This window comes from Aquimarina sp. BL5 (genome assembly GCF_003443675.1).
GTDB lineage: Bacteria > Bacteroidota > Bacteroidia > Flavobacteriales > Flavobacteriaceae > Aquimarina.
The window spans coordinates 5,966,290-5,987,674 of record NZ_CP031963.1 but is presented as its reverse complement, the minus strand read 5'-3'; the positions used below and the strand labels follow the sequence as shown (position 1 = coordinate 5,987,674).

17 protein-coding genes are annotated in these 21,385 nt (G+C 32.2%); all 17 read right to left on the bottom strand.

Translation table 11 applies throughout. From position 1 onward, the window contains the following. Window positions 1-33: 33 nt before the first annotated feature. Window positions 34-6,441, bottom strand: a complete 6,408-nt coding sequence (locus tag D1818_RS25155; RefSeq protein WP_118463350.1) for a hypothetical protein — start codon at window positions 6,439-6,441, stop codon at window positions 34-36. A gap of 197 nt (window positions 6,442-6,638) precedes the next feature. After that, entirely contained in the window at window positions 6,639-7,232 is a 594-nt protein-coding gene (locus D1818_RS25150; RefSeq protein ID WP_118463347.1) for a hypothetical protein, read from the bottom strand. A 32-nt stretch (window positions 7,233-7,264) separates the two neighbouring features. Beyond that, window positions 7,265-8,668 carry a tail fiber protein gene (locus tag D1818_RS25145; protein WP_118463344.1) on the bottom strand — a complete coding sequence of 468 codons (1,404 nt, stop codon included), beginning with the start codon at window positions 8,666-8,668 and terminating at the stop codon, window positions 7,265-7,267. A gap of 50 nt (window positions 8,669-8,718) precedes the next feature. Further along, on the bottom strand, window positions 8,719-9,084 hold the full coding sequence (locus tag D1818_RS25565; RefSeq protein WP_162897307.1) for an OmpH family outer membrane protein: 366 nt from the start codon (window positions 9,082-9,084) through the stop codon (window positions 8,719-8,721). A gap of 565 nt (window positions 9,085-9,649) precedes the next feature. Next, window positions 9,650-10,138, bottom strand: a complete 489-nt coding sequence (locus tag D1818_RS25135; protein WP_118463338.1) for a hypothetical protein — start codon at window positions 10,136-10,138, stop codon at window positions 9,650-9,652. Beyond that, the gene (locus tag D1818_RS25130; protein WP_118463335.1) at window positions 10,138-11,109 is read right to left on the bottom strand and encodes a hypothetical protein; all 972 of its coding nucleotides are present in this window, start codon (window positions 11,107-11,109) and stop codon (window positions 10,138-10,140) included. The genes D1818_RS25135 and D1818_RS25130 overlap by 1 nt, the downstream gene beginning before the upstream one ends. Then, a complete protein-coding gene (locus tag D1818_RS25125; protein ID WP_118463332.1) occupies window positions 11,093-11,620 on the bottom strand; it encodes a hypothetical protein in 528 nt (175 codons plus the stop codon). The genes D1818_RS25130 and D1818_RS25125 overlap by 17 nt, the downstream gene beginning before the upstream one ends. After that, on the bottom strand, window positions 11,613-12,806 hold the full coding sequence (locus D1818_RS25120) for a PilN domain-containing protein (protein WP_118463329.1): 1,194 nt from the start codon (window positions 12,804-12,806) through the stop codon (window positions 11,613-11,615). The genes D1818_RS25125 and D1818_RS25120 overlap by 8 nt, the downstream gene beginning before the upstream one ends. Next, complete coding sequence (locus tag D1818_RS25115) at window positions 12,806-14,728, bottom strand: type II secretion system protein GspD (RefSeq protein WP_118463326.1); 1,923 nt, start codon at window positions 14,726-14,728, stop codon at window positions 12,806-12,808. The genes D1818_RS25120 and D1818_RS25115 overlap by 1 nt, the downstream gene beginning before the upstream one ends. Window positions 14,729-14,731: 3 nt before the next feature. Further along, on the bottom strand, window positions 14,732-16,162 hold the full coding sequence (locus tag D1818_RS25110) for a GspE/PulE family protein (RefSeq protein ID WP_371682593.1): 1,431 nt from the start codon (window positions 16,160-16,162) through the stop codon (window positions 14,732-14,734). Further along, window positions 16,159-16,647, bottom strand: coding sequence for a prepilin peptidase (locus tag D1818_RS25105; RefSeq protein ID WP_118463323.1), 489 nt, complete (start codon window positions 16,645-16,647; stop codon window positions 16,159-16,161). The genes D1818_RS25110 and D1818_RS25105 overlap by 4 nt, the downstream gene beginning before the upstream one ends. A 4-nt stretch (window positions 16,648-16,651) precedes the next feature. Continuing rightward, complete coding sequence (locus D1818_RS25100) at window positions 16,652-17,062, bottom strand: type IV pilin protein (RefSeq protein WP_118464138.1); 411 nt, start codon at window positions 17,060-17,062, stop codon at window positions 16,652-16,654. Window positions 17,063-17,149: 87 nt separating this feature from the next. Beyond that, window positions 17,150-18,292: a type II secretion system F family protein gene (locus D1818_RS25095; RefSeq protein ID WP_118463320.1), complete on the bottom strand. Its 1,143-nt coding sequence runs from the start codon at window positions 18,290-18,292 to the stop codon at window positions 17,150-17,152. Continuing rightward, window positions 18,292-18,756, bottom strand: a complete 465-nt coding sequence (locus D1818_RS25090) for a type II secretion system protein J (protein WP_118463317.1) — start codon at window positions 18,754-18,756, stop codon at window positions 18,292-18,294. Before D1818_RS25090 ends, D1818_RS25095 begins: the two co-directional genes overlap by 1 nt. Beyond that, on the bottom strand, window positions 18,749-19,117 hold the full coding sequence (locus D1818_RS25085) for a hypothetical protein (protein WP_118463314.1): 369 nt from the start codon (window positions 19,115-19,117) through the stop codon (window positions 18,749-18,751). The genes D1818_RS25090 and D1818_RS25085 overlap by 8 nt, the downstream gene beginning before the upstream one ends. Next, window positions 19,092-20,324 (bottom strand): hypothetical protein, encoded by a 1,233-nt coding sequence (locus D1818_RS25080; protein ID WP_118463310.1) that lies wholly within the window; start codon window positions 20,322-20,324, stop codon window positions 19,092-19,094. Before D1818_RS25080 ends, D1818_RS25085 begins: the two co-directional genes overlap by 26 nt. A gap of 4 nt (window positions 20,325-20,328) precedes the next feature. Beyond that, on the bottom strand, window positions 20,329-21,048 hold the full coding sequence (locus tag D1818_RS25075) for a toxin-antitoxin system YwqK family antitoxin (RefSeq protein WP_118463307.1): 720 nt from the start codon (window positions 21,046-21,048) through the stop codon (window positions 20,329-20,331). Window positions 21,049-21,385: the final 337 nt, after the last annotated feature.

Here is a 21,385-nt window from a genome sequence, read left to right as displayed (position 1 = left end):
ATCTACTTTATTTTTTATAATTGAGTCAGCAGTCTAAAGTCTACAAGGGGTCACGCAGGTTAAGGTATAGTCATCATAATCTATATAATTGACCGGTACGTTTCCAGGGCATTTTATTAAATTCGCTAAGACATCTATTACAATTTCGGAGTATTTATCCCCTCTAATTCGACTTCCATCTTGTTTGCTTAATAAAAATAATTCAGCCTTGGCATAATTATCCCTCCTACGTTTTTTCCTATTTCTGGCAGCAATATCAAAATTGATAATCGCCCTACCCGTAATATCTAATTGTACCTCTAGTTCTTTATATACCGTATTACCTTCATTGGTAACAGCAATTTCTCCATTTACAAATGCTGCACATCCTCTATCGTCATTATATAGTAGAGAAACAGCTAATGGTACTATATCATTTGGATTTCCCTGTATTGTAATACGAGATCTTTTCGCTAAACAATATTCATACCTACCATCACCATTATGTGTACTTCTGTAGTCAACTCCAACTCTATCGTCTGTTATAGAAGCCATTGTAATCATCGGCACCGGATCATCATCACATATATCGCCTATACCATCATCGTCATAATCCATATTACTACCCTTATCATAAGGACATTTATCATCTGGATTTAGAATACCATCATCATCATAATCCGTATCCGGTTCTAGTTCTCCCTGCAGGTGACGTACCAATTCTGCCTTCTCATTACCCGGCACTAATAAACTTGTTCTTCCTGTATGAGATATTTCTTCAGATATGCGTATACCTTGGTTTCCGTCGTCATCTGCCGCTTTCTTAAAATTAAAGTGAGCTTCAGAATCAAACTGGCCTGATTGTTCTCTATTAATCTGATATCCATAATCTTCAAAATTATCCATTCCCATATCCCGATATTGGCTATTAGAACTTACGGCAGTAGGTAAGGTGAAATTATATCCATATTGTGCAGATGAATATCTATTTAGTGCATCTCTATTTTCTAATTCTACTCCATAAGGACCATATTGAGTTACTTGACTAGCAAATGTCCAATCTTTATCAGCATTGTCAGATTTTTGCCAATCTCCTTCGGTTGTTTTTGCATAATAAGGGGTAAATTCTTTAAAATATCCTTCTCTTCTAGTATTTACAGAAGATGTGTTCCCTTCATTTACATCAGTCCTTTCGGTTAAATATGCAAAAGATCGTTCTGCTCTCCACTCGCCTTTAGCATTATATAGGTACGGATTAAACTGTACTGGCGCAAAAGGATAATCTTCTTGAGACACATCTTCTAGTTCTGTTTTATCTTCTAAAGCTTTTGCTATAAAAGGTAATTGACTTTCGCACTGACAGTTCCAGAAATCTTTATACGCAACAGCACTAGAATTAACAATTCGTAAGTTATCGGAAGCTGGTGTATTAGCATCCATAGAAAAAGTAGTTGTATCTATTTTTTCTACATAATTTCCGCTACTATCTTTAATTGGGTTTTTCATCATAGTAATGGCCCCCATATTTGCCATTTGCTGATTGCGATGTCCAGATCGTACGATTTTAAATTGAATAGGCTGATCAATATTTACGCCATCAGACTTATTCACAACACCTCCGTTTCGATCCATTAAAAGAACTCCATTACCTGCATTATCAAATCCAACAACCCACAGGCGCTCTGTATAATCAAATCCATAAGAAGCTATGATTTCATCTCCTAAAGTGAAATATTTTTTAGCATCATTGATTGTAAAGAATTGTCCTGAGTTTATTAATGTTCCTGTTATCCCTATATTCTTAGAAGCTTGTGACATCCCATCATAAGACCAATATGCTGGGAAATTAAAATTAAAGTATTCATCATCAAATTCATTCACTGTACGAGTCAATAATACTTGCCCTGTTTCTGCATCCCAAGCTTCATTAACTGTAGAGACTTTAGACCCAAGATCCATTGCAATCTTTTCTTTTAATACTGCAGTTGTATGAATTGCTTTGGTAGTAATAGCTGCATGAGCAACATTCTCTATTGTTGTTTTGGATGGAACTACCATAGGTACCGGTACAGGAAGTGGCCCTATTTGTAGTACTACAATATTCCCTTTAAAGCCAAGTGTCTGAGATTTAGAATAACTTTCCCTAAAATCATTAATCACATCATAATCAACCCCAATTTGTCGATCATTACTAATTTCTCCATTTTTATGGATCACTGGTAATTTATTGTTAAGCTTTGTATCATCACCCTCTTCTGTGCTGTAAACATACGTCACAGATGAAATTGGTTTTTCTTCGGCATTAGGGGTTCTTGTAACATCTCCATTTTCTGCATATACTTTCTGAGATCTCATCTTACCATTCATATCATTCGTATGAACCGTAAAGCCTTGAGAGAGAGTGTATTTTGTTTCCATACTAATAGGTGCTCCAAGAATACCTTTCAACATATTCTTTAAAAAGTCATTTTGATTGGTCACCATATCAGCACTAATATCTGTGTAATCTACTTTCGTTGGATAATCTCTGGAAGTAAAATATTCCGAAACTACTCTTCCTGTTGCATGCTTTTTAATTCCATCACGTTGCAAATTACTTACCGTTATTCTACTATAATTTACTGAAGCTGATGGGAAATATGCTTCTCCAAATGGCTTCTCCACATAATTTACTTCACGTGGAGCCACTAAGCGTTCTGCTTTATTGTAAAAAGGTTCTACAAATGGATTCTCCTTACTCTGATTAGGTTCATATGTAGCAACTCCACTGGAACTCCCGTCTTCTAATTCATAAGTATAGGTTTGCCCATACTCCTTATTATATAATTTTAGTTGATTACTATCATTTATAGTAGGGTCTACCATCTTACTCCATTGGTCTTTCATTACCAATTGTTTTACACGGACACCGCCTCCTAACTTATTCTCTGGCGATCCTAAACGGATCCAAGATTTTGCAGGAATAAAACGCTGCGCACATAAATATTCGTTGCTACGAAGTTTTTTATTAGGACCAGTTATTAAATCTTTCATTGCGGCAACACTGGTTATTAAATTTTTGGCAATGGATTCTAAATTTTCTGATCGTTGATCCATATTAAGTCCATAGATCAGTCCATTAAGATATTGTCTTCCAAAATACCAGCCAGCCTTAGAAATAGGGTTTACTTTTCTGATTCTTCCTTCTATTCCTCCTTCTAACAGTACTTTTTTCATCGGTATTCCAGCGTAAACATCATTATTTACTTTAAATACTTCTGCTTCTCCATCAATTTCAAAATACCCCGTTACATAGTCATAATTATTATTGTTATTGGATGAAGCTGCTGATTTGGTCATATTCATTAAAAATCGAAAGTATACTGGTTTCCCTTCTATTCCCACTAAATATTTTTCCCTAAACTGTTCATTAGAAATATCTTCTGTTTCTTTTGGCAATTTTACATATAAATATTTGGCTTCGTTGTCGCTAAGTATACCGTTTGTTTTATAGAGTTTATGATTTGATTCTGGATCAGAAGAAGTAGCATTTTCTCCAGCCCCAACTACTTTAAACATTTGCATCGCTTTTCTGTCCTGAACATACTGATAATCATCTGTTTCATATTCCATTTCCATTCGCCCTCCCGATGGTAAATCAATAGATGTTAATGTCCAGGCAGATGCATATGAATTCTGTAGAGGCTGATCTTCTTGTTGCACATAAGGAAATTCTGGAGCTGTAATTGGATCTATCGTACTACACCCTCCATCAATATTAGGCTTATAATTACCCCATATGTCATACGATTTCATGTTATAATCAGGATTTGACTTGGTATCCTGAACCCATTTCCCATCTACATACTCGCCCGTTCCATAATTAAAAGTATAGGGAGTATATTTTCCCATTTCAGATTCTCTATAGGTAAAATACACCTTTTGCAAAGTCAATTTACCACCCTGATTACTTAACTCATGAGGTTCATCTGGAGTCTCTCCATGATTGTTCTCTATATTTTTACACTGGGAGTAATCATATACAAAATGAGCTGTTTTAATTGCAGTAATCGGTAAATCATTCTCTGTATCATTATCCAAAATATTTGCTGCTATAGCCTCTGGTTTAGAGTATAATCGGATTTTATTAATTTTATACATTTGTTGACTTCCTGAAGAAGGAATTCCCCCATCTTTTCCTGCAGCTCCTCTAGCATCTTTACGTGGCGACAATTCAAAAATTGCTACGTGAGTTTTTGTTACAATTTTATCAATATATTTTATTTCTTTTTCTCCATAAATGTAATTTCCTTTTTGATCAGACCTACTCGTATTAAGACCTGCATCATAGGAAGCTTGCCTCGGAGCTTTACTATAAGGAACTCTCCATTTGTAGGCATCCTCTTTATTCGTATAGATAAAATTAGTGTATGCTCCTAAATCATCATCCGTAGGGCCATCACCGCTAAGATCCTCATAATCTGATGATAACACAGATGACAATAGATACGTATGTGCATAGGCAGGTGTTTTTGTACCACTAAAAAAGTTATCGATACCACTGCTATTTCCTGTAGAATTCTCTCCCTGATTATAAGTTACTAATCCGGTTGCACAGTTATACGTATTACTATCTGTAGTAAAAGTAACTTCCTCTTTTACTTTATTATAAGCAGTTTCTCCAAATACATAGGTAGAACCATCTGCGTTTTGTACTCTAATCTCTGCCGTATGATGTGCAGCAGCATTCGTATTAACTCTTTGATTGTAATATTCTTTTTTATAAAAACCCTTAAGTTCTTTTTTAGTGAGTTTTTGAACATTCTGATTTCGTACATCCCTAGTTTGCCTTTTGAACTTAGAAGAAAAACTGGGTAGAGGAGCATATTCTCCTTGCGTTAGATCAGCATTATATGTTTTTTTTAGAAACTGGTTATCAGCATATTTATTAAAACTTTTTTTACTTCCACCTATTTTAAACATAACTGGATCATATCCTCCTAAATCAGTAAATAATTGTTGATCTGCATCTACACGTGGTTCTCCGATATATTTAAAATATACAGGCTCATAATCTAATTTTTCATCGCCTTTTCTAGTATCTTCCCTTTCTTGTTTAAAATGCTTTAATGCTTTTGTATTCCAAATACCTGTATGACTTTCTGAAGGAGCTGTTGTAAAATTAACCCCTACATGTTGTCCAGTTCCTGGTTCTATTTCTACTCCAAGACTAAAGCTATCGCTTTCGTCTTGTATAAACTCATCGTTAATTTGTCCTACCTGAGAACGAAAAGGTCTAAACATTCCTCCCGCACCTTGGCCCTGAACGCTATATAAATCATATGTATAAGTAGTTGTAGGCAATGCTAGTGTGTTTTTACCTATTAACTGCTCTTTTTCTCTATTATAATCAAGGATATCATTCGTTTCTGCGAACCCGGTAAATTCATATCCATATGCTTTTTCAGTTCTAATTGGATCCTTAATTTTTTGTACAGATCCCATTGCAGAAAGCTCAAATTCTCCATCTAATCCCCATATATCTCCACCAACAGAAACTGCTACCGTACCATTGATATCTGTAAACGCAGTTCGTTTGCGTGGAGTCCAAGTTGGATTTGTAAAAGAAATACTACCTGAACCGCTAGTAGAAAATGAATTCTCGGCATCCTTACCTTTAGTATTTTCACCAACCTTAAAAGGTTTTGTATCAATACTTGCTGACATATTAAAAGAAGTCAACCCTCGATTAGAATTGTAAGATACTCCTGCATTAAGGGTTCCTCCTACTGCACCTTTAAAAATTGATTTGCTACCCCCTTTAGCACTCACATTAGGAGCTATCGTAGCGCCATCTGTTGCAGAGCTTGATGCCTCAAACCCAACCTTCACATTATCCGTAAGTTGAAAGTTCAATCCGAATGATGGTTTAAAAGAAATTCCAGTATAATTATTATAATTAATCCCCATTCCGATACTAATAGTTGGTACAGGGTCTTCATCAGGCGAGGGTTTTGGAGGTTTAGCAACACCATCTGGTTTTTCTATACCAAAAACCTGTGGATCCAGTGCTGTATGAATACCCACCGTAACATTAGGTTTCATGTTATTCTCATATTCCATCAAATCCCCTTTGAAATCATCCGGAATACCACGTACCTGTCTATTAATCTGACCTATATTAAGGTTCCAACCTAATCCTGTCCAAGAAGCTTCCTGATCCATCGTTACACCAGAATCATACGCTAAGTTTAATGGATATCCACCCACATCCATAATCGGGATATTATAATTAAAATTCCCAGAAGACAAATTCACCATATCAGAAGTCCCAATAGGTGTAAATGAATTAAACTCTGGTTGTGATGGCCCACTAGTCAATGCAAATAATTGCATAGGCTGTGCCATCTGAATTATCATCTGGATTGCCAAATAACTTGCAATTACCTTTGTTACCCTACTCTTTCGTATTGTATTGATCATATCACTTAGTCTGTGTTATAATTTTTGTTATTTAATATCAAAATATCTCTAACAAGGATCATTTTATCTATCTCATTCCAACAATTATCATTGTTGTATATATTTAATGCCATTAATAGACAAAATGTTACCTCTATTTTTGAGCTTTTTTAAAAAAATATGTACTTATTCGTTTTTGCTAAAAACAACACACTGTATTACAACTTAATAGGTGTTTCTTTAAAATTAAACTTCATTAATCCGTTACCGAATAAATTATCGTTATATATCAGTTTAATATTTTCTTGTTCTGGAATATTACCAAAATGGAGCAGCAATCTTTTAAAGGGTGCAACTTTGAAATTACGCTCAAACGTAACTCCAGAACAATTGACTGTATCGCCTTTTTGCGTGACTACCTTAAAATCTTTCTCTATATAAAAGGACATATACTTTACTGAGCTTTCATAATCTCTGTTTGTATATATCTCTTTCAGTAAGTCATCTTCTTTTTCTTGTTGAAACTCTACTTCTATAATTCGCTCATTTTTAAGAGACTCATAAATGGAATCGACTTTTTGTAAGTTGTCGCTTCCTTCATTTTTTAGAATATAATATTGTAATGGAACCAATGTTGCCTTGTATTCTATTTCCGAAAATAAATGCGAAACAGATTTAGATTTCCAACCAGCTTGTTCCAAATTAAACAGCTTATATTCGTTATCTGATACTGGTGTTATCTTTTCTTTTTGGCAGGATACAAACAAAAGAATCCCAATCAAAAAGAAGATATATTCCTTTTTGAATATCATAATTCTAAAAATTGTGATTTAAATATTTGAGATTATTGCTTTAGTAGCTCCTCCAATTTTTGCAAACGTTTTTCTAATGTATTATTTGCTTCTCGCTGTTCTCTTATTGCTTTTTCTTGTGCAATAGTATATAACGTAAGTTCTTCGACTTTCTCCAGCAATTTCATATTCATCTCTTTAAGGTTCACACCTTCTTTTTCCATTTCTGATGCAGATGGAATATTAGGCAAGTGTCCTTCTTGATCAATATAATCTTCAACTTGTTCTAAAGTTTTTAATTTGTAGTCTTCATAGAATACATAATCCGGTGCAAGAACCCCCAAAAGGTCAACCTTTACTTCTTGAACGTGCACTTTTCCTTTTACTGTAAGCGCATACCCTGGATCATCTTCTGTAGTACCGATGGCTATTCGTCCATTTGTATAAATAGCATTTTCAATCAATGCAGTACCGTCTTTTACAATTAATTTATGTCCTTGATCTTCTAAATAATCTCCAAATCCAGCAATTACAATTTTAGAGTTTTCCAGAGGCATTTGTATCGCTGCCTGATTTTGCCCTTCTCTATCATTATGATCTAATGTGAAAAAATATTGATTCCTATTACTCATATAGGAAATTCTGGAAAAATCATCTCTAAAATAATTACTTTGCCTACTTATTTTATTTTTATCACTTATACCAAACGCTAAATATTCTGTGGTTTCTGAATTCGGAGAAACTACAAAATTAAAATTTCTTCTACCTGGTTCAATTTCCCGACCAATTTGGAGTCGTCTCCAATTACTGTCAGCAATTTCACTTACTCCTATCGTAACACTATTAGCGTCAAGATCTTCACTAATACTAGCACCACCACCCACAGCAAAATTATACCCCTCAGGAATGGTATTGGTATTAATTCCCAATTGATCTGTAGCGAAATCTCCGTAGATTAAAGGAGTATCTGAATCCGAATTTTCAATAATTAATTTATTGTTTCCAGTTTCATTAAAACCAGCTCTATATCCAATAAGGATATTTGCATTCCCTATAGAATTTCTTCCAGCATTTCCACCTATAAAAACATTTCTTCTTCCTTCGATGTTCTCCCTACCGGCAAAGGTTCCTAAAAATGTATTAAAATTTCCAGAAGCATTATTGAATCCAGCCGCATTACCTGTAAAAACATTATTACTTCCTTCTATATTATTACGACCAGAATTTCTCCCTACAAAAACATTTGTTTGTCCTATAGTGTTGCTCTGACCCGAGTTTGCACCGAAAAAGCTATTATTATTAGCTGTATTATTACGTCCAGAATTTACTCCAAAAAAACTATTATTATCCCCTTGTTCTCCAGAGTTCACCCCTTCATTTGTTGTGTTATTTTGTGCAAAAGTGGTAATTGATGTAAATACAAATACCGCAAACAATTTAGTAGTTATCATTCTCATAAATTCTCTTTTAACTGGCGTACATACGCAACTATTAATTCCAATATTTTTTAATTCCCTTCGTATTTATTATTAGCGTATTCTAATATTTTTTCTGTAATATCGATTCCATCCTCAGCAAACATAATGTTACCATTACCTTGAGTTCCTAGGATGATTTTATATTCATTTGCTTCTCCGTATTCCTTTATGTATTGATTTAATCGGTTCCAGACTTGTTGGCTCACATCATTAGAAAAATATTCGTTGATTTTTCTTAATTCCTGATCCTCCGATCGCAACTGAATTTCTAGTGATGTAGCTTTTTCTGTATTCTTCTGTTCTTTGAAGATTGAATAGATGGTATACAGACTATCTAATTTTTTCTTTTGTTTTGTAATTTTCTCATTATTGATCTTTCCAAGGTCTTTGGACATATTAAATCCATTAAACAATGTAACATTGTCAACATAGACAATGTTTGATTCGGATCTACTTAAAAAACAAAATGAAAATAAAGTGAATATGGTAATTAAAAGCAAGATATTGCAAATTACCAACAGAGTAGTGTAATTTTTTTTCAAGATGGTCATTTTTTTATTTTGGGAGGGCAAATATATGTTAAAGAAATCAAAATAGTAAGCTAAAACCGTAAACTTTTTAACATTTAATTGTTTATTAATAATTTGCTTAAAAACATACGATTCTTCCAAAAATTCTTCCAAAACCCTATAAATTAATATCTCCCAGTTTATTATCATTAATTAGTAATATTTTATCATCCCAATATTAAAGAGATAATAAAGTATTTTACTTTTCTCTATAAGTTTGTGTCTTTAACAATTCAAATGTTACCGTGAAAATTCATTTTTTTTCAAAAAAACTATATTACAGAAAAAGCCTTGACACATCTTAGCGTATCAAAGCCTTTTTAATAGTATATATATTATGAAATATATACTAAGTATTTTCCATTACATTCAGCAAAAAAACAATAATCTATTAATTGGATTTCAGGAAATCTTTGATGTCTTTTTGGAATTGAAGGGTTATCTTATCTTGAGAAATAGTTTTGACTTTCACGCCTTGTATATCAGCTCCATTACGCACTCTTTTTAAAACACCATTTACTCGTAACAATCCTAATCGGGACTTACTCTCCTTTGATTTTATAAAACCTAAGTATTCAATTCTGGGCCAATTCTTGGCTACAACTGTTTTAGATCGTGACTTCTTTTGAGATCTAGAGGGAACAGATACTGTAGTCTTTCTTTTACTTATTATTTTCCCTAAAAAAGGATCCCTATCTGGTATATTTAGATTAAAAGTATCCTTCTTTCTTAAGAATATTTTGGGCGGACTAACAAGAGCATCTGCTGTAACTACCATATCATTGGTTAAAAAATATGGAGCGGCAAACTTATAAATAACCACTCCCCAAATCAGAGCAACTGCAATAATCAAAGCTTTATTAATCTTTTTCTTTTGCATTAATTAATAATTATTTGATTTGCTTCACTAAACTCACCTGAATTTCCTGCATCATCTTCTCCCTTTACTTTCCAAAAATAAGTGTCTGCTACTGTAAAAGTAAATGTATACTCGTTCGTAGTTAGTGGATTAGAATTTGTTTCTATAACGTTGTTAAAACTATCATCAGTAGCTATCTGGATTTTACTCGTAATTCCCGATGTTATCGCTCCTGTATCCGTATACGTCCATTTAAAACTGATTTCCTGATTTACAGAACCGGTCTGACCTGTAGTAGGCTCTGTCAAAACTGGTTCTGGAGGATTCTGAGTATCTATAGAAAAGAAATTCGAAAAAAACATGGTCATACTTGAAGCATTTATAGCCTGTATTTCCCATTTATATCTAGCGTCTTCTGGTATCACAGAATTTCCTATAGTTATAGATGTACTATTAATATCATTACCTTCATTATCGAAAATAAGAGTTTCTATACTTCCCTCTATTTTCGAAATCTTAATCTTATAAGAAGTAGCCGTACTAATTGGTTGCCATGAAAAAGTAATATCTGTATTATTCAGAAATTCTTCATTAAGAGGGCTCTCTAACGTTACCACTTGATCAGAAAGGTCTATCGACGGAATTACAGTAAAATCCGAATTAAAAGAATATGCAGTCTGATACGCAAAATTTTCTCCTCTTACTCTCCATAAATATGATCCTGGATTCATAGTATAATTAAAAAGAGTAGTATTAACAAGAGAATCTAAGATAACACTGTTTGAAATTTTATTGTTGATTTGTATTCGATACTCGTCCGCTCCATCAATTCCATTCCATCTAAACTGTACCGAATTCCCTTCGATCTGTTCCATATCCTCTGGCGCAGTAATTGTCACTAAATCATTGGTAATATCGTCTTCAATAATATCATCACAGCCTATAAAAAAGCTTATACATACTATGGTTATATAACTAACGTATTTTTTCATAATTCTGAAATATAATTTGTTCAAATAATTTTTTTCTTCGTGTTCTTGGTTCTTTTTCAATATAAAACTGGAGGCTTACCACCCTAGAAAAATCAAAAGCTTTTTCGTAGTTATAGGTCGTTTTTAGGAGATCACCATAATTCCCAGTTAGAATCAATCGATTCGTATAAATATTAAAATATTCATCACTGGCTTTATGGATTGCTTCCAGTTTTACTAATTGGGTATTCGTATTTATTTCTGTAAATGTATTTAGAATTTCCTGCTGAACTATATCCGGATTTGCCACCTCCTTACCTATTAGCTTGTCTAAATATGAAACTTCTGCAATCAAGTTAGTAATACGTTGCTGAGAGTTACTTACTTTCTCTAACTTCTGTTTAGATTCTTCTAATAATTGAGCAGCATCTAGCGTCATGCTAAAGGATCGTTTATATGCGGTTATACCTAAAACCAACATCAAGGCTAGTAAAGCAAAAAACTTCTTTTTATATGATAGGTTTTCAAACATCGAATTTCAGTATTAATTTGATTTTAAATGAATTCGTTCTGTTCTCTCTTTGAAAATCAATAATCTCTAAGTTATTGATCCAAGGTTCTCTTTTAAGTTCTTTTATCCAGGACGTAAACTCTGCATTAGAAGAAGCTGTTCCTTCTAATTCTATAAGGTTATTACTAAAGTTGATTCGTTGTTCTGCTTTTATTTTAGAAGTAGTTGGAAAAATATTTAACATCTTTAAATTAATCTCTGATGGAACATTTTTAGTGATTTCAGCAATATAAAAACTAAGAAAATTACTATCACTAAGGCCAGATTGCTTAAGTATCGCCTCTTTATTCTCTTTGTCCTTTTCTAATGAAACTAATTTAGAATAGGCCACATTTTGCTGACCTAATTCAACCTGTATTTTATGATGTGCTTCCTGATAATGACCTAGTAAAAGATAGCTTATCAATAATGAGACTAGGAAAAATGAAAGCGTAAAAATTCCTAAAATATTAAATGCTTTCTTAAAGGCGAATTCTTCCTTTCTGGAAGACATTGTATTAGCTTCAGAACTAATAGCATCATTTGGGTATAAATTATTAAGTGCATTTGCAAAACAAAGGATATCCATATTAGACAGGGTTTCATCGCCAATCGAATACTCAAGAATGCCTTGTTCTTCTCTTTTTTCAAAATTTACTAACGAATACTCTTTACTAAAGTGTAAGATTGTATTTTTTGTATGTACCTCCTTTTCTTCCATAAGAGGACTCAATGAAGTCATAACAAAAGGACCAATAGTAAAATCAACTATTGAGATCTGAGCTTTATCGAATAATTCTATCTCCGTATCCACGATTTTTGTTCTGGCTACAGAAACAAAAATTTCTTCTTCTTGTCTATACTCACTCCAATAGAAATCATTGGGATCTGCATTGAATATTATTTTTGATTGGTATCCTATATCATTTTTTACCCTCTTAGACAATACTCCCATACCTGTAATTGAGAGTATAACAGCTTTGTTTTTAGAGATTTTTGTTATTAATTCTTCAAAACTCTGGGTAGTATATCGTTCTATAATAGCCAGGTTATTATTTTTCTTCTGAATTTCAACCAAACTATACTCTTTCTGATCAGCATCCAAATGGATCTGAACAGATTGAATTCTGTTTCCTGAAAGGATATTATTTAGAAGTTTAACGATCATTAGTAGATTACGGTTGGCTTAATAAAAACGTGTAATTTAGATTTATCTCTGGCCTTTCTTTTACTACTAAAAAACCATTTGATAATTGGTATTCTAGATAGTACTGGAGTACCACTACCAGAATTCTCTCTCTCTAATTCATCCAATCCTCCTAACAATATCATTTCGTTATTCCGAACTCTAATCAGTGATTCGAATTTCTGTGTAGACTTACTAGGTGGTGCGTTCTCTCCTGCTCTACCCAAAAAGGCACTTTTTTCTACAGAAACCTCTAGAGTTACGTGCTCATCAAGAGAGACAAAAGGTTTTATGTTTACACTTAAATTTGCTTCCGTTGGTTTCCATTGACCAGATTGTAGAATATTATCATTGACTCCTGTATTAATCAATCTGTTGGTTTGCTCAAAATAATAATCGGTTTCTCCTATAGAAATACTCGCTTCGTGTCCGCTTAATGTGGCTATCTTCGGTGTAGATTTTAGGTTAACAATAGAATTGTTTTCTAAAGCGCTTAGATTGGCATAGAAGTTTTTAGTTACTTTACCAATGTTAATAATTCCTAATCCATTAAAAGCATCTATCAATTGATTTATAGTCCCTGAATTTACAGTAACATCTGTACTAGGAAAAATGACTCCTTGCGTTACTACTTCTTCGGATCCATCGCCAAGAATTGCTTGTAATCCAGTCTGTATATCATAGGATTTATTATACTGAACAACAAGTACTTCTATCTGTACTAACGGTACAACTTTATCTAATTTTCTAATAACTTGTTGTAATTCGATGATTACAGGTTTTGATCCTGACACCAGCATTCCATTAAGCTCTACGAATTCCTGAATTTCTACATCCTGAGTTAAGGATTTAGGTAATGTAGCTAAAACAGATTCAATAGTTCTATTCTCTAATTGGATTAACTCTGTTGCTCTTAAACCAGCTGTTGTTTCTTTTCCTATTAAGTAAAATTCATCTGATTTGTTAACAGCAAATTTTTTCCCTCTAAACATATGCTTTAATAAGCTATCAAAATCAATTTCTTCAGAGAAAATAGTCGTTACTATTTCATCAGGTTTGTCATACATGGTATAACCCAATTTTAATAATTCTGCCGCTCTTGATATGATTTCAGTGGCACTTGCATCAAATGCTTTTATATTTAAATATCCATTATCATTTAATGTAATTTCTAGATCTCCGACCACATTTTTAGTAGAAGCCCTAGAAGATGATCTTCTTCTCCTACTGTTTCTATTGCCTTTATTTTCAGAATCTTGAATTTCTATATCCTTTGATAAAAAATAAAAACCATTATCATCTTTTTCTGCAATCAGCTGATTAGATTTAGCAATCATATCAACTACTTGATCAAAAGGGCGATTAATAATATAGGCCGAAACATTCATGTTTTTAACATCTGGCGCCAAAACTATATTCTTATTCGCTAATTCTGTAATCTTTGCTGCTACAGCTGGTAAAGAATCATTTTTAAGTTTTACAGATAGAAAATCATTTTGTTTATTATACCTGATATCTAACTCTTTTTTAGGCTTTGGCTTTGGTATTTCTTTAATTATTTCTCGTTGTTTAAAAACAATGATATTATTCATAAACTCTACTTCCAGATCATATTTTCTGATTAGAAAAAGAAAAACGTCTTTAACTTTTACATCAAAAAAGTTACTGACCACCATTTGACTTAATCCTGGGTCTGCGACGACATTAAGTTTATGCTCTTCTCCTAATGAGGTTATAATCTCAAAAAGGGTTAAGCCAGAAACGTCCATTTGGGTGATTTCTTCTAAACCAGTCTTTGTTTTGGCTATTTCTTCTAATTTTTCTTCAATCGTCATTTGCGTATTCTGAGCACACAACACATTGATAGCTAGGAGGCAGCTAATTAATAGTATTTTCCTTATCATTCTTTATTTTTCTATAATAATTGAGTATACCTCCTCAATTGATGTTATTCCATTTTTTACTAATCGAATTGCTTTCCCCGACAAGTTCGATTCTGCATAACCTGAAATGGATTCTTCCAGATTTGTTGAATTTTTCTTTATTTCTTGAGTTAATACATTATCAATAGGTATGATCTCATAAATTGCCGTTCTTCCCTTATAGCCTGTATAATGACAATGTTCACATCCTTTAGCAACCCAATGCTCTTCTAGACCAATAAAAGCATCATTCTTATATTCATCGCCTTGTAAAACCGAATGTTCTTTACAAGAATCACATAATTTTCTTACCAATCGCTGCGCTACAGAGATTTTTAGTGTTTCTGCAATAAGAAAGGCTGGTACTCCCATATCAATTAACCTGGAAATTGTTCCTAAAGCAGAATTGGTATGAATCGTAGATAATACTAAATGTCCTGTTAGACTTGCCCTAATTGCCATCTCCGCAGTAGCTCCGTCTCTGATCTCACCTAGCATAATAATATCAGGGTCTTGTCTTAGGAATGTCTTAAGTGCACTGGTAAACGTTAATCCAATATCTTCTCTAAGCTGTACTTGATTAATTCCTTTTAACGTATATTCAATTGGGTCTTCTACCGTGACTATGTTACTGGTAATTTTATTTAATTCTTTTAAACTAGCATATAAAGTAGTTGTTTTACCAGAACCTGTCGGACCACTAATCAGTATAATTCCTTTAGATGCTTTTAGTGCTTCTTGATACAGTTCTTTTTCTTTCTGCTCCATTCCTAGCTTGTCCATACTAAGATGCGCTGTATCTCTTCCTAGAATACGCATCACAATTTTTTCGCCATGTAATGTGGGTAGAATAGAAACCCTAATATCAAATTCATCGTAGTTAATACGACCATCTTGTGGTAATCTTTTCTCAGTAATATCAAGATTTGATTTGATCTTAATCTTATTAACTAATTCGAGGTAATTTTCTTTTTCTATTTTATATTTCTCAGTAAGTTTTCCATCGATGCGATAACGAATTCTAGCTTCATCTTTAAATACTTCAAAATGAATATCACTACTTCCTATTGCTTTTGCTTCGAAAATCAGTTCTTCTAAAAAATCTTGAGATGTTGATCTGAAATTTTCTGATTTAGCGGTGTTTTGAGTATTATTAGTATTACCTGTTCTATAATATAAAATCAAGGCTCTATTAATGGTATCAGCAGAAACCGGGTATAATTCTACCTTTTTACCCATGATTAATTCTAACTCCTCCTTAATAGGGTCTTTTGCAACTGTTTCGGATATATAAAAACTAGTACTATTTCCTTTATCTTCTTTCGGAACAATCTGGTAATTATGAGCCAAATCTGTATTAATAATTTGTTGCTCCTCCGTGGTCAATGTAATTTCTTTAGCTATATCCATATTCATAAAAAATTAGTAAAGAAAACATCAAAACCTGAAATATAACTTCCGACTTTGAGTAGAATTAAATACAATGCTAATAGTCCCGCTAAGGGTACTAAATCAGTTTTAACAACTAGTTTGATCACTAAAAACCCTAGTATCGAAAACAACATCCCAGTTATAAAAAACAAGATATAATTGTAAGAAGAGAAAAAAGGAATTACAGCAACAAAGAATAACACATCTCCTAATCCCATATTCTTCTTGAAAGGATTGGTCAGTCTTCTATTTTTAGCAGATAAATACAAATACAAACCACCAAAGGTAATGATCAGAAAAGCCAAACTATATACCAGACCAATTGGACTATATCCATTATTAAAATAAGATATCAACCCAAAAATTAAAATAAAAATTGGCAATAATATATGAATAGCTCTAAGCTTTAAGTCTTGAATAAATACCAACGTAAGTAATAGTATTATGATTATTAGAATAACAGTATCCAACGAGTTAATCTTTAACTGTTTCTTTCAATGTCTTTTTCTGATCGATCTCCCAGGTGTTATAATTACCATCATCATCAAAATCAGATAAAGAAGTAGCGGAAGCCTTGAATGAGTTCGTAGTAGCTTCTATGATTTCAATTCTATACACTGCTTGCCCACCCTGTTCAATAGTTAGTGCAGGTTCAAAACCTAGTTCATCAAAATCAGCTGTATATTTAGAATGTCTAAAAAAGTAGTTTTTCTCTAATCCATATAAATGGTTTAACATACTCTGTGCTTCTATAGATTTAGCTTGTGTAATTACAGAAGTCTGACTAGGAAGTACCATTAAGAGTAAAATACCGATAATACAAAGTACAATCAATATCTCTGTCATAGAATATGCCGCAGCATACCAGTTGTTTTTGCGTTTCATAGGTTTTTTATGTAATCTTAATGAGTTCATTAAGATCGATTTAGGGTTTGCAAAAGTATTAAATTGTGTTAACAAAATCTAAATTTTTTAATTTCCATTTATTATTTTACTCAGATCAAACATTGGTGCATACATTGCTACCATTATTAAACCAACGATTAGACCAATGACAATAATTATCAATGGTTCTAAGACTACTCCGATCATTTTAGTCTTATGCTCTACTTCTTCATCATATTCATCCGCCAGTCTAGAAAACATAGTGTCTAATTCATTAATTTCTTCTGCCACTTCTACCATAGAAATTAATTTATATTCATAAATCTTATGTTTTTTCATAGCCGCCGCAAAAGGGATTCCTTTAATTACGTCATTCCTAATAGGATCAATTGATGATTCTATTGGATAAAAACCAATCATCTTTTTCACCATATCCAACGATTCGGTTAATGAAGTTTTTGAAGTCAATAGTAAATCTAAAAACTGACAATACCTTGCCAGATATACCATCTTAACTAGTTTTCCAAAAAAAGGAATTTTTAAAATGATTTTTGATTTTATATTTCTAAATGAAGGATTCTGTCCATATATTTTAAATAAAAACATACTAGTTATAACAACAACCAATATGCCTACAAATATGGTCGGGAACTTTTCCGACAATACAATAATATTTTCTGTCAATGCTGGAAGATCTCCATCGAATTGATTAAATACGGATTTAAACATTGGAACTACATAGGTCAACATAAAGTATAGAACACCAACAGTCAATACTAAAACAAATGACGGATATGTAATCACTGAGATAATTTGTTTTCTTAATTTAATCTGACGTTTAAAATATTTATGTAGCTCCAACAGAACAGTATCTAATTTTTTAGTCTCCTCACCTATCTTGATACTGAAATACTCGTATGAAGAAAAAAGCCCTGTATCTTCTAGAGCCTCATAAAAGCTTTTTCCTTTTACAATTTTGGATTTTAATTCCAAAATCAATTCTTTTAGGTATTTCTTTTTCTGCTGATTCGCTAATATTTCAAGTGCTGTTTTGAAATCTACACCTGCATTAAGCAGTGTAGATAAATCCTTATACAACACTACTTTTTCCTTTGCTCCGATTTTTTTGGAAAAACTCAATTCTTGACTAAAAAAATCTCCAACAGATGATGATTTATTATCTGTCTTAACATTAGTGTTTTTATGAATTTTACTTATATCAATTCCCATTACAATTTCAGTTTAAGATTAGGAGCATAATCTTTAGCAATTACAAACTCTATTGGTTCATTAAATAATGTCGTTTCTACGATCATTTTAGTAATAAGATCTTCTTTCGTAATGATATTAAAATCAGACGAAATCGTAAGCTTATTTATAGACAAGGTATCTAGCATATGAACTTGTCTTCTAATAAGATATTTATCAGTAATTTTATATTCTATTTCTTTATTATTATAAGGAATCACTTTAAATCCTTTATAAGATTTTACAATCCTCTCTGCATTAAAAAAATCGGTTCTTAGTTGTACATAACTTGTTGTCAATTCATTTTGTTCATCTATAGAAACTTGGTAATTTATTACCTGTTTTACAAATGAGGCATATGCAAAATATATTAACCCCATTATGATTGACATAATAGTCAGGTTAATTAACATTTCTAAAATGGTAAATGCTCTTACCTTACTCATTGCTTTTTTTATTGGCTAACAAATAGTTATATACAATAGTATCTGAAGCTGTTCGTACTATATATTTTACATTCTTCAACTCCTTTTTACTTTGAAAATCTTCAACTTTCTTTTGAATGGAATATGTTTCAAATTCATATAATTCATCATCAAAATCACTAGTTATTTTAGCGTCATTATATAATTCTGCTACTTTAAATTTTATTTTATAAGAACTCAAAGACGAGCTGCTATTTAAAACGGCAGCATACAACCTAATCGCTACTAATAAACAAGTAGCTATAATCGAAATGGCTATTACCGATTCAATTAATGAACTTCCTTTAAGGAAATATTTATTGTATGTTTTTAATTCTTTCAAGTCTATTTTCTCCCGTATTTCCAAATAATGGTAATCTTACAAAGTTATTTGGTAATTCTGTAGCATCGATTACACCGTTTAAGATAACATCAGCATACTTAGAACTTCTAGTTTCTAATTGTAACTTATGTGTATACAAAGAACCTATAATACTCCCCTTTAATTCCATGATACCATTACAGTAAACATCTCCTACAACTAAAGAGTTTTCATCAATGGAAACAAAGTTATTTTGCTTTTCTCTAAAACTCGATCCATTGATTACAATTCCACCATAAATCTCTACATCTTCGGCTATGTTAATTTTCTTTTTATAGTCTCTTGTAGAAGCCTCTATTACAATACAAGATGGATATCTTAATTTGACATCCGATTCTATTTCAACTCCTTTATCTGCATAAATTTGTAAACTTCCTTCAAAACCTTCTTCCAGCACTACTTTTGGTGCTTGAATAATAACATCTTCAATTTTTGTTGTATCATCAATACGAATGGTATCTAAAGATTTAATAATAAAATTGCCTTTTATATTCAATCTATCCAATGATTCTCCTTTGTCCAAATAAACTATAGCGGTTTTCTGGTCGAATCCGCGAAAGATTGGTTGGTTTTCCTTTAACTTGGACAAGGTCGTTTCTATAGTGTTATTTGGGTATTCTAATTTGGGAGAAATTATTTTAGGTAAATTTTGAGAAGAAACGGTAATATTCCCTTCCAGTTTTGGATTATTGGCTTGTTGATTACCTAAAATATTTACCACTTTATATCTTTTTTTTGGGAGTCTTACATTTCCCTTGATCTTAGTAATCCCTGAAATTTTAAGTTCCTCTCCAAAATCACATAGATATAGTGCTAATGGATTCGAATCAACAACTTCTCCAATTATATAATTTCTATCAATTGTATCTTTTTTGAAAAAAGCCTTTCCCAATAATTTAGAATACATCCCCCATCTTTCTTTTGTGAATTCGCATATTAATCCATCATTAAATAAATCGACTTGTTGCGTATTTGTTTTACCCAATGATGTGGAATTCGACAAAAAGTAATCAAAACAAGAAGAACAACGATCTATAAGCTGTTCTTTTACAGATTGTCTGGTTGCTAGAGTTTTATTGATTGTGAAGACGTATATAAGTCCACCACTGAGAATAGCAATAATCAGACAAACGTAAATAGCATATAATAAAGAACCCGCTTTTAGCATTTACTTATTGTTTTTTTGGAGTGTTCTTTTTACTAGCTTCTTTCTTTTTTGCTAACTCTTTACGTTTTTTCTCTATTTCTTTCTTTTGCTTTCGGATCTCTTTTTCCTTCTTAGCTTTCTCTTTTTCTTCAGGTGTTTTCTTCTTGAAAATATCTTTAAAAAAGTCTTTGGTCTTTACTATAACACCCTTCTTCTTATCATCCTCAATTTCTTCTTCAGCGGCTTCTTTAATTACTTTTTCTCCTTTTTTGAAATAAAGCGTATCATTGGTATTATGACTAATCCACCTACCATGCTTTTTATTGTTTTTATATTTTCCACTAACTAATAAAACACCAGATTCTGTAAACTCATTATAAGTTCCTGAAAGAAATCCTTTTTGCCAATTTGATATATTTTTTATTTTTCCATTTTCATACCAGTTCCTCCAGGTATCATTCTTAAGGCCATAATAAAAATCCCCTTGTTCCGCAATTCCATTACCTCTATAGGTTTTATTATAGTGTCCGTGTAAAATTTGGCCATCACCACCTCCAAAAGAGGAATGAATTTTTCCACTTTTATACCAATGATATTCTTTAAAATCTTGATAACTTAATGTATTCTTATTAGAAACGTAGAATGTATAATTATAATCATCATCAGAAATAACCTTTCTAGTTATATCCTTGTTGATATACTGGGTAGATCCGAATAGCAAAATCAGTGTAAATAATAATTTCATTTTGGGTAAATTTTAGGGTTTGCAAATAAACTACTTTCATCCGAAAAAAAGAACAAAAAATGCAGTTTTTTGATAATCAAACATATACAGATAAAACATAAAAACATGACCACGGCACACATACCCCTACGCAACCGTAGTCATTGATTTTTGAGTAAAGTTAATCTGAATAAAATGCCTACCATAATCATCAAACTAAACTATTACTATATACATGTGTCTTGAATGATTATTTTGTTACCCTCTATTCTTGACTTTTTTATATTTTTTCCTAATTAGACCAATATATGGTGTATAAAAATCAACTTCTTACCAAAAAGACTTAGTATTTAATTTT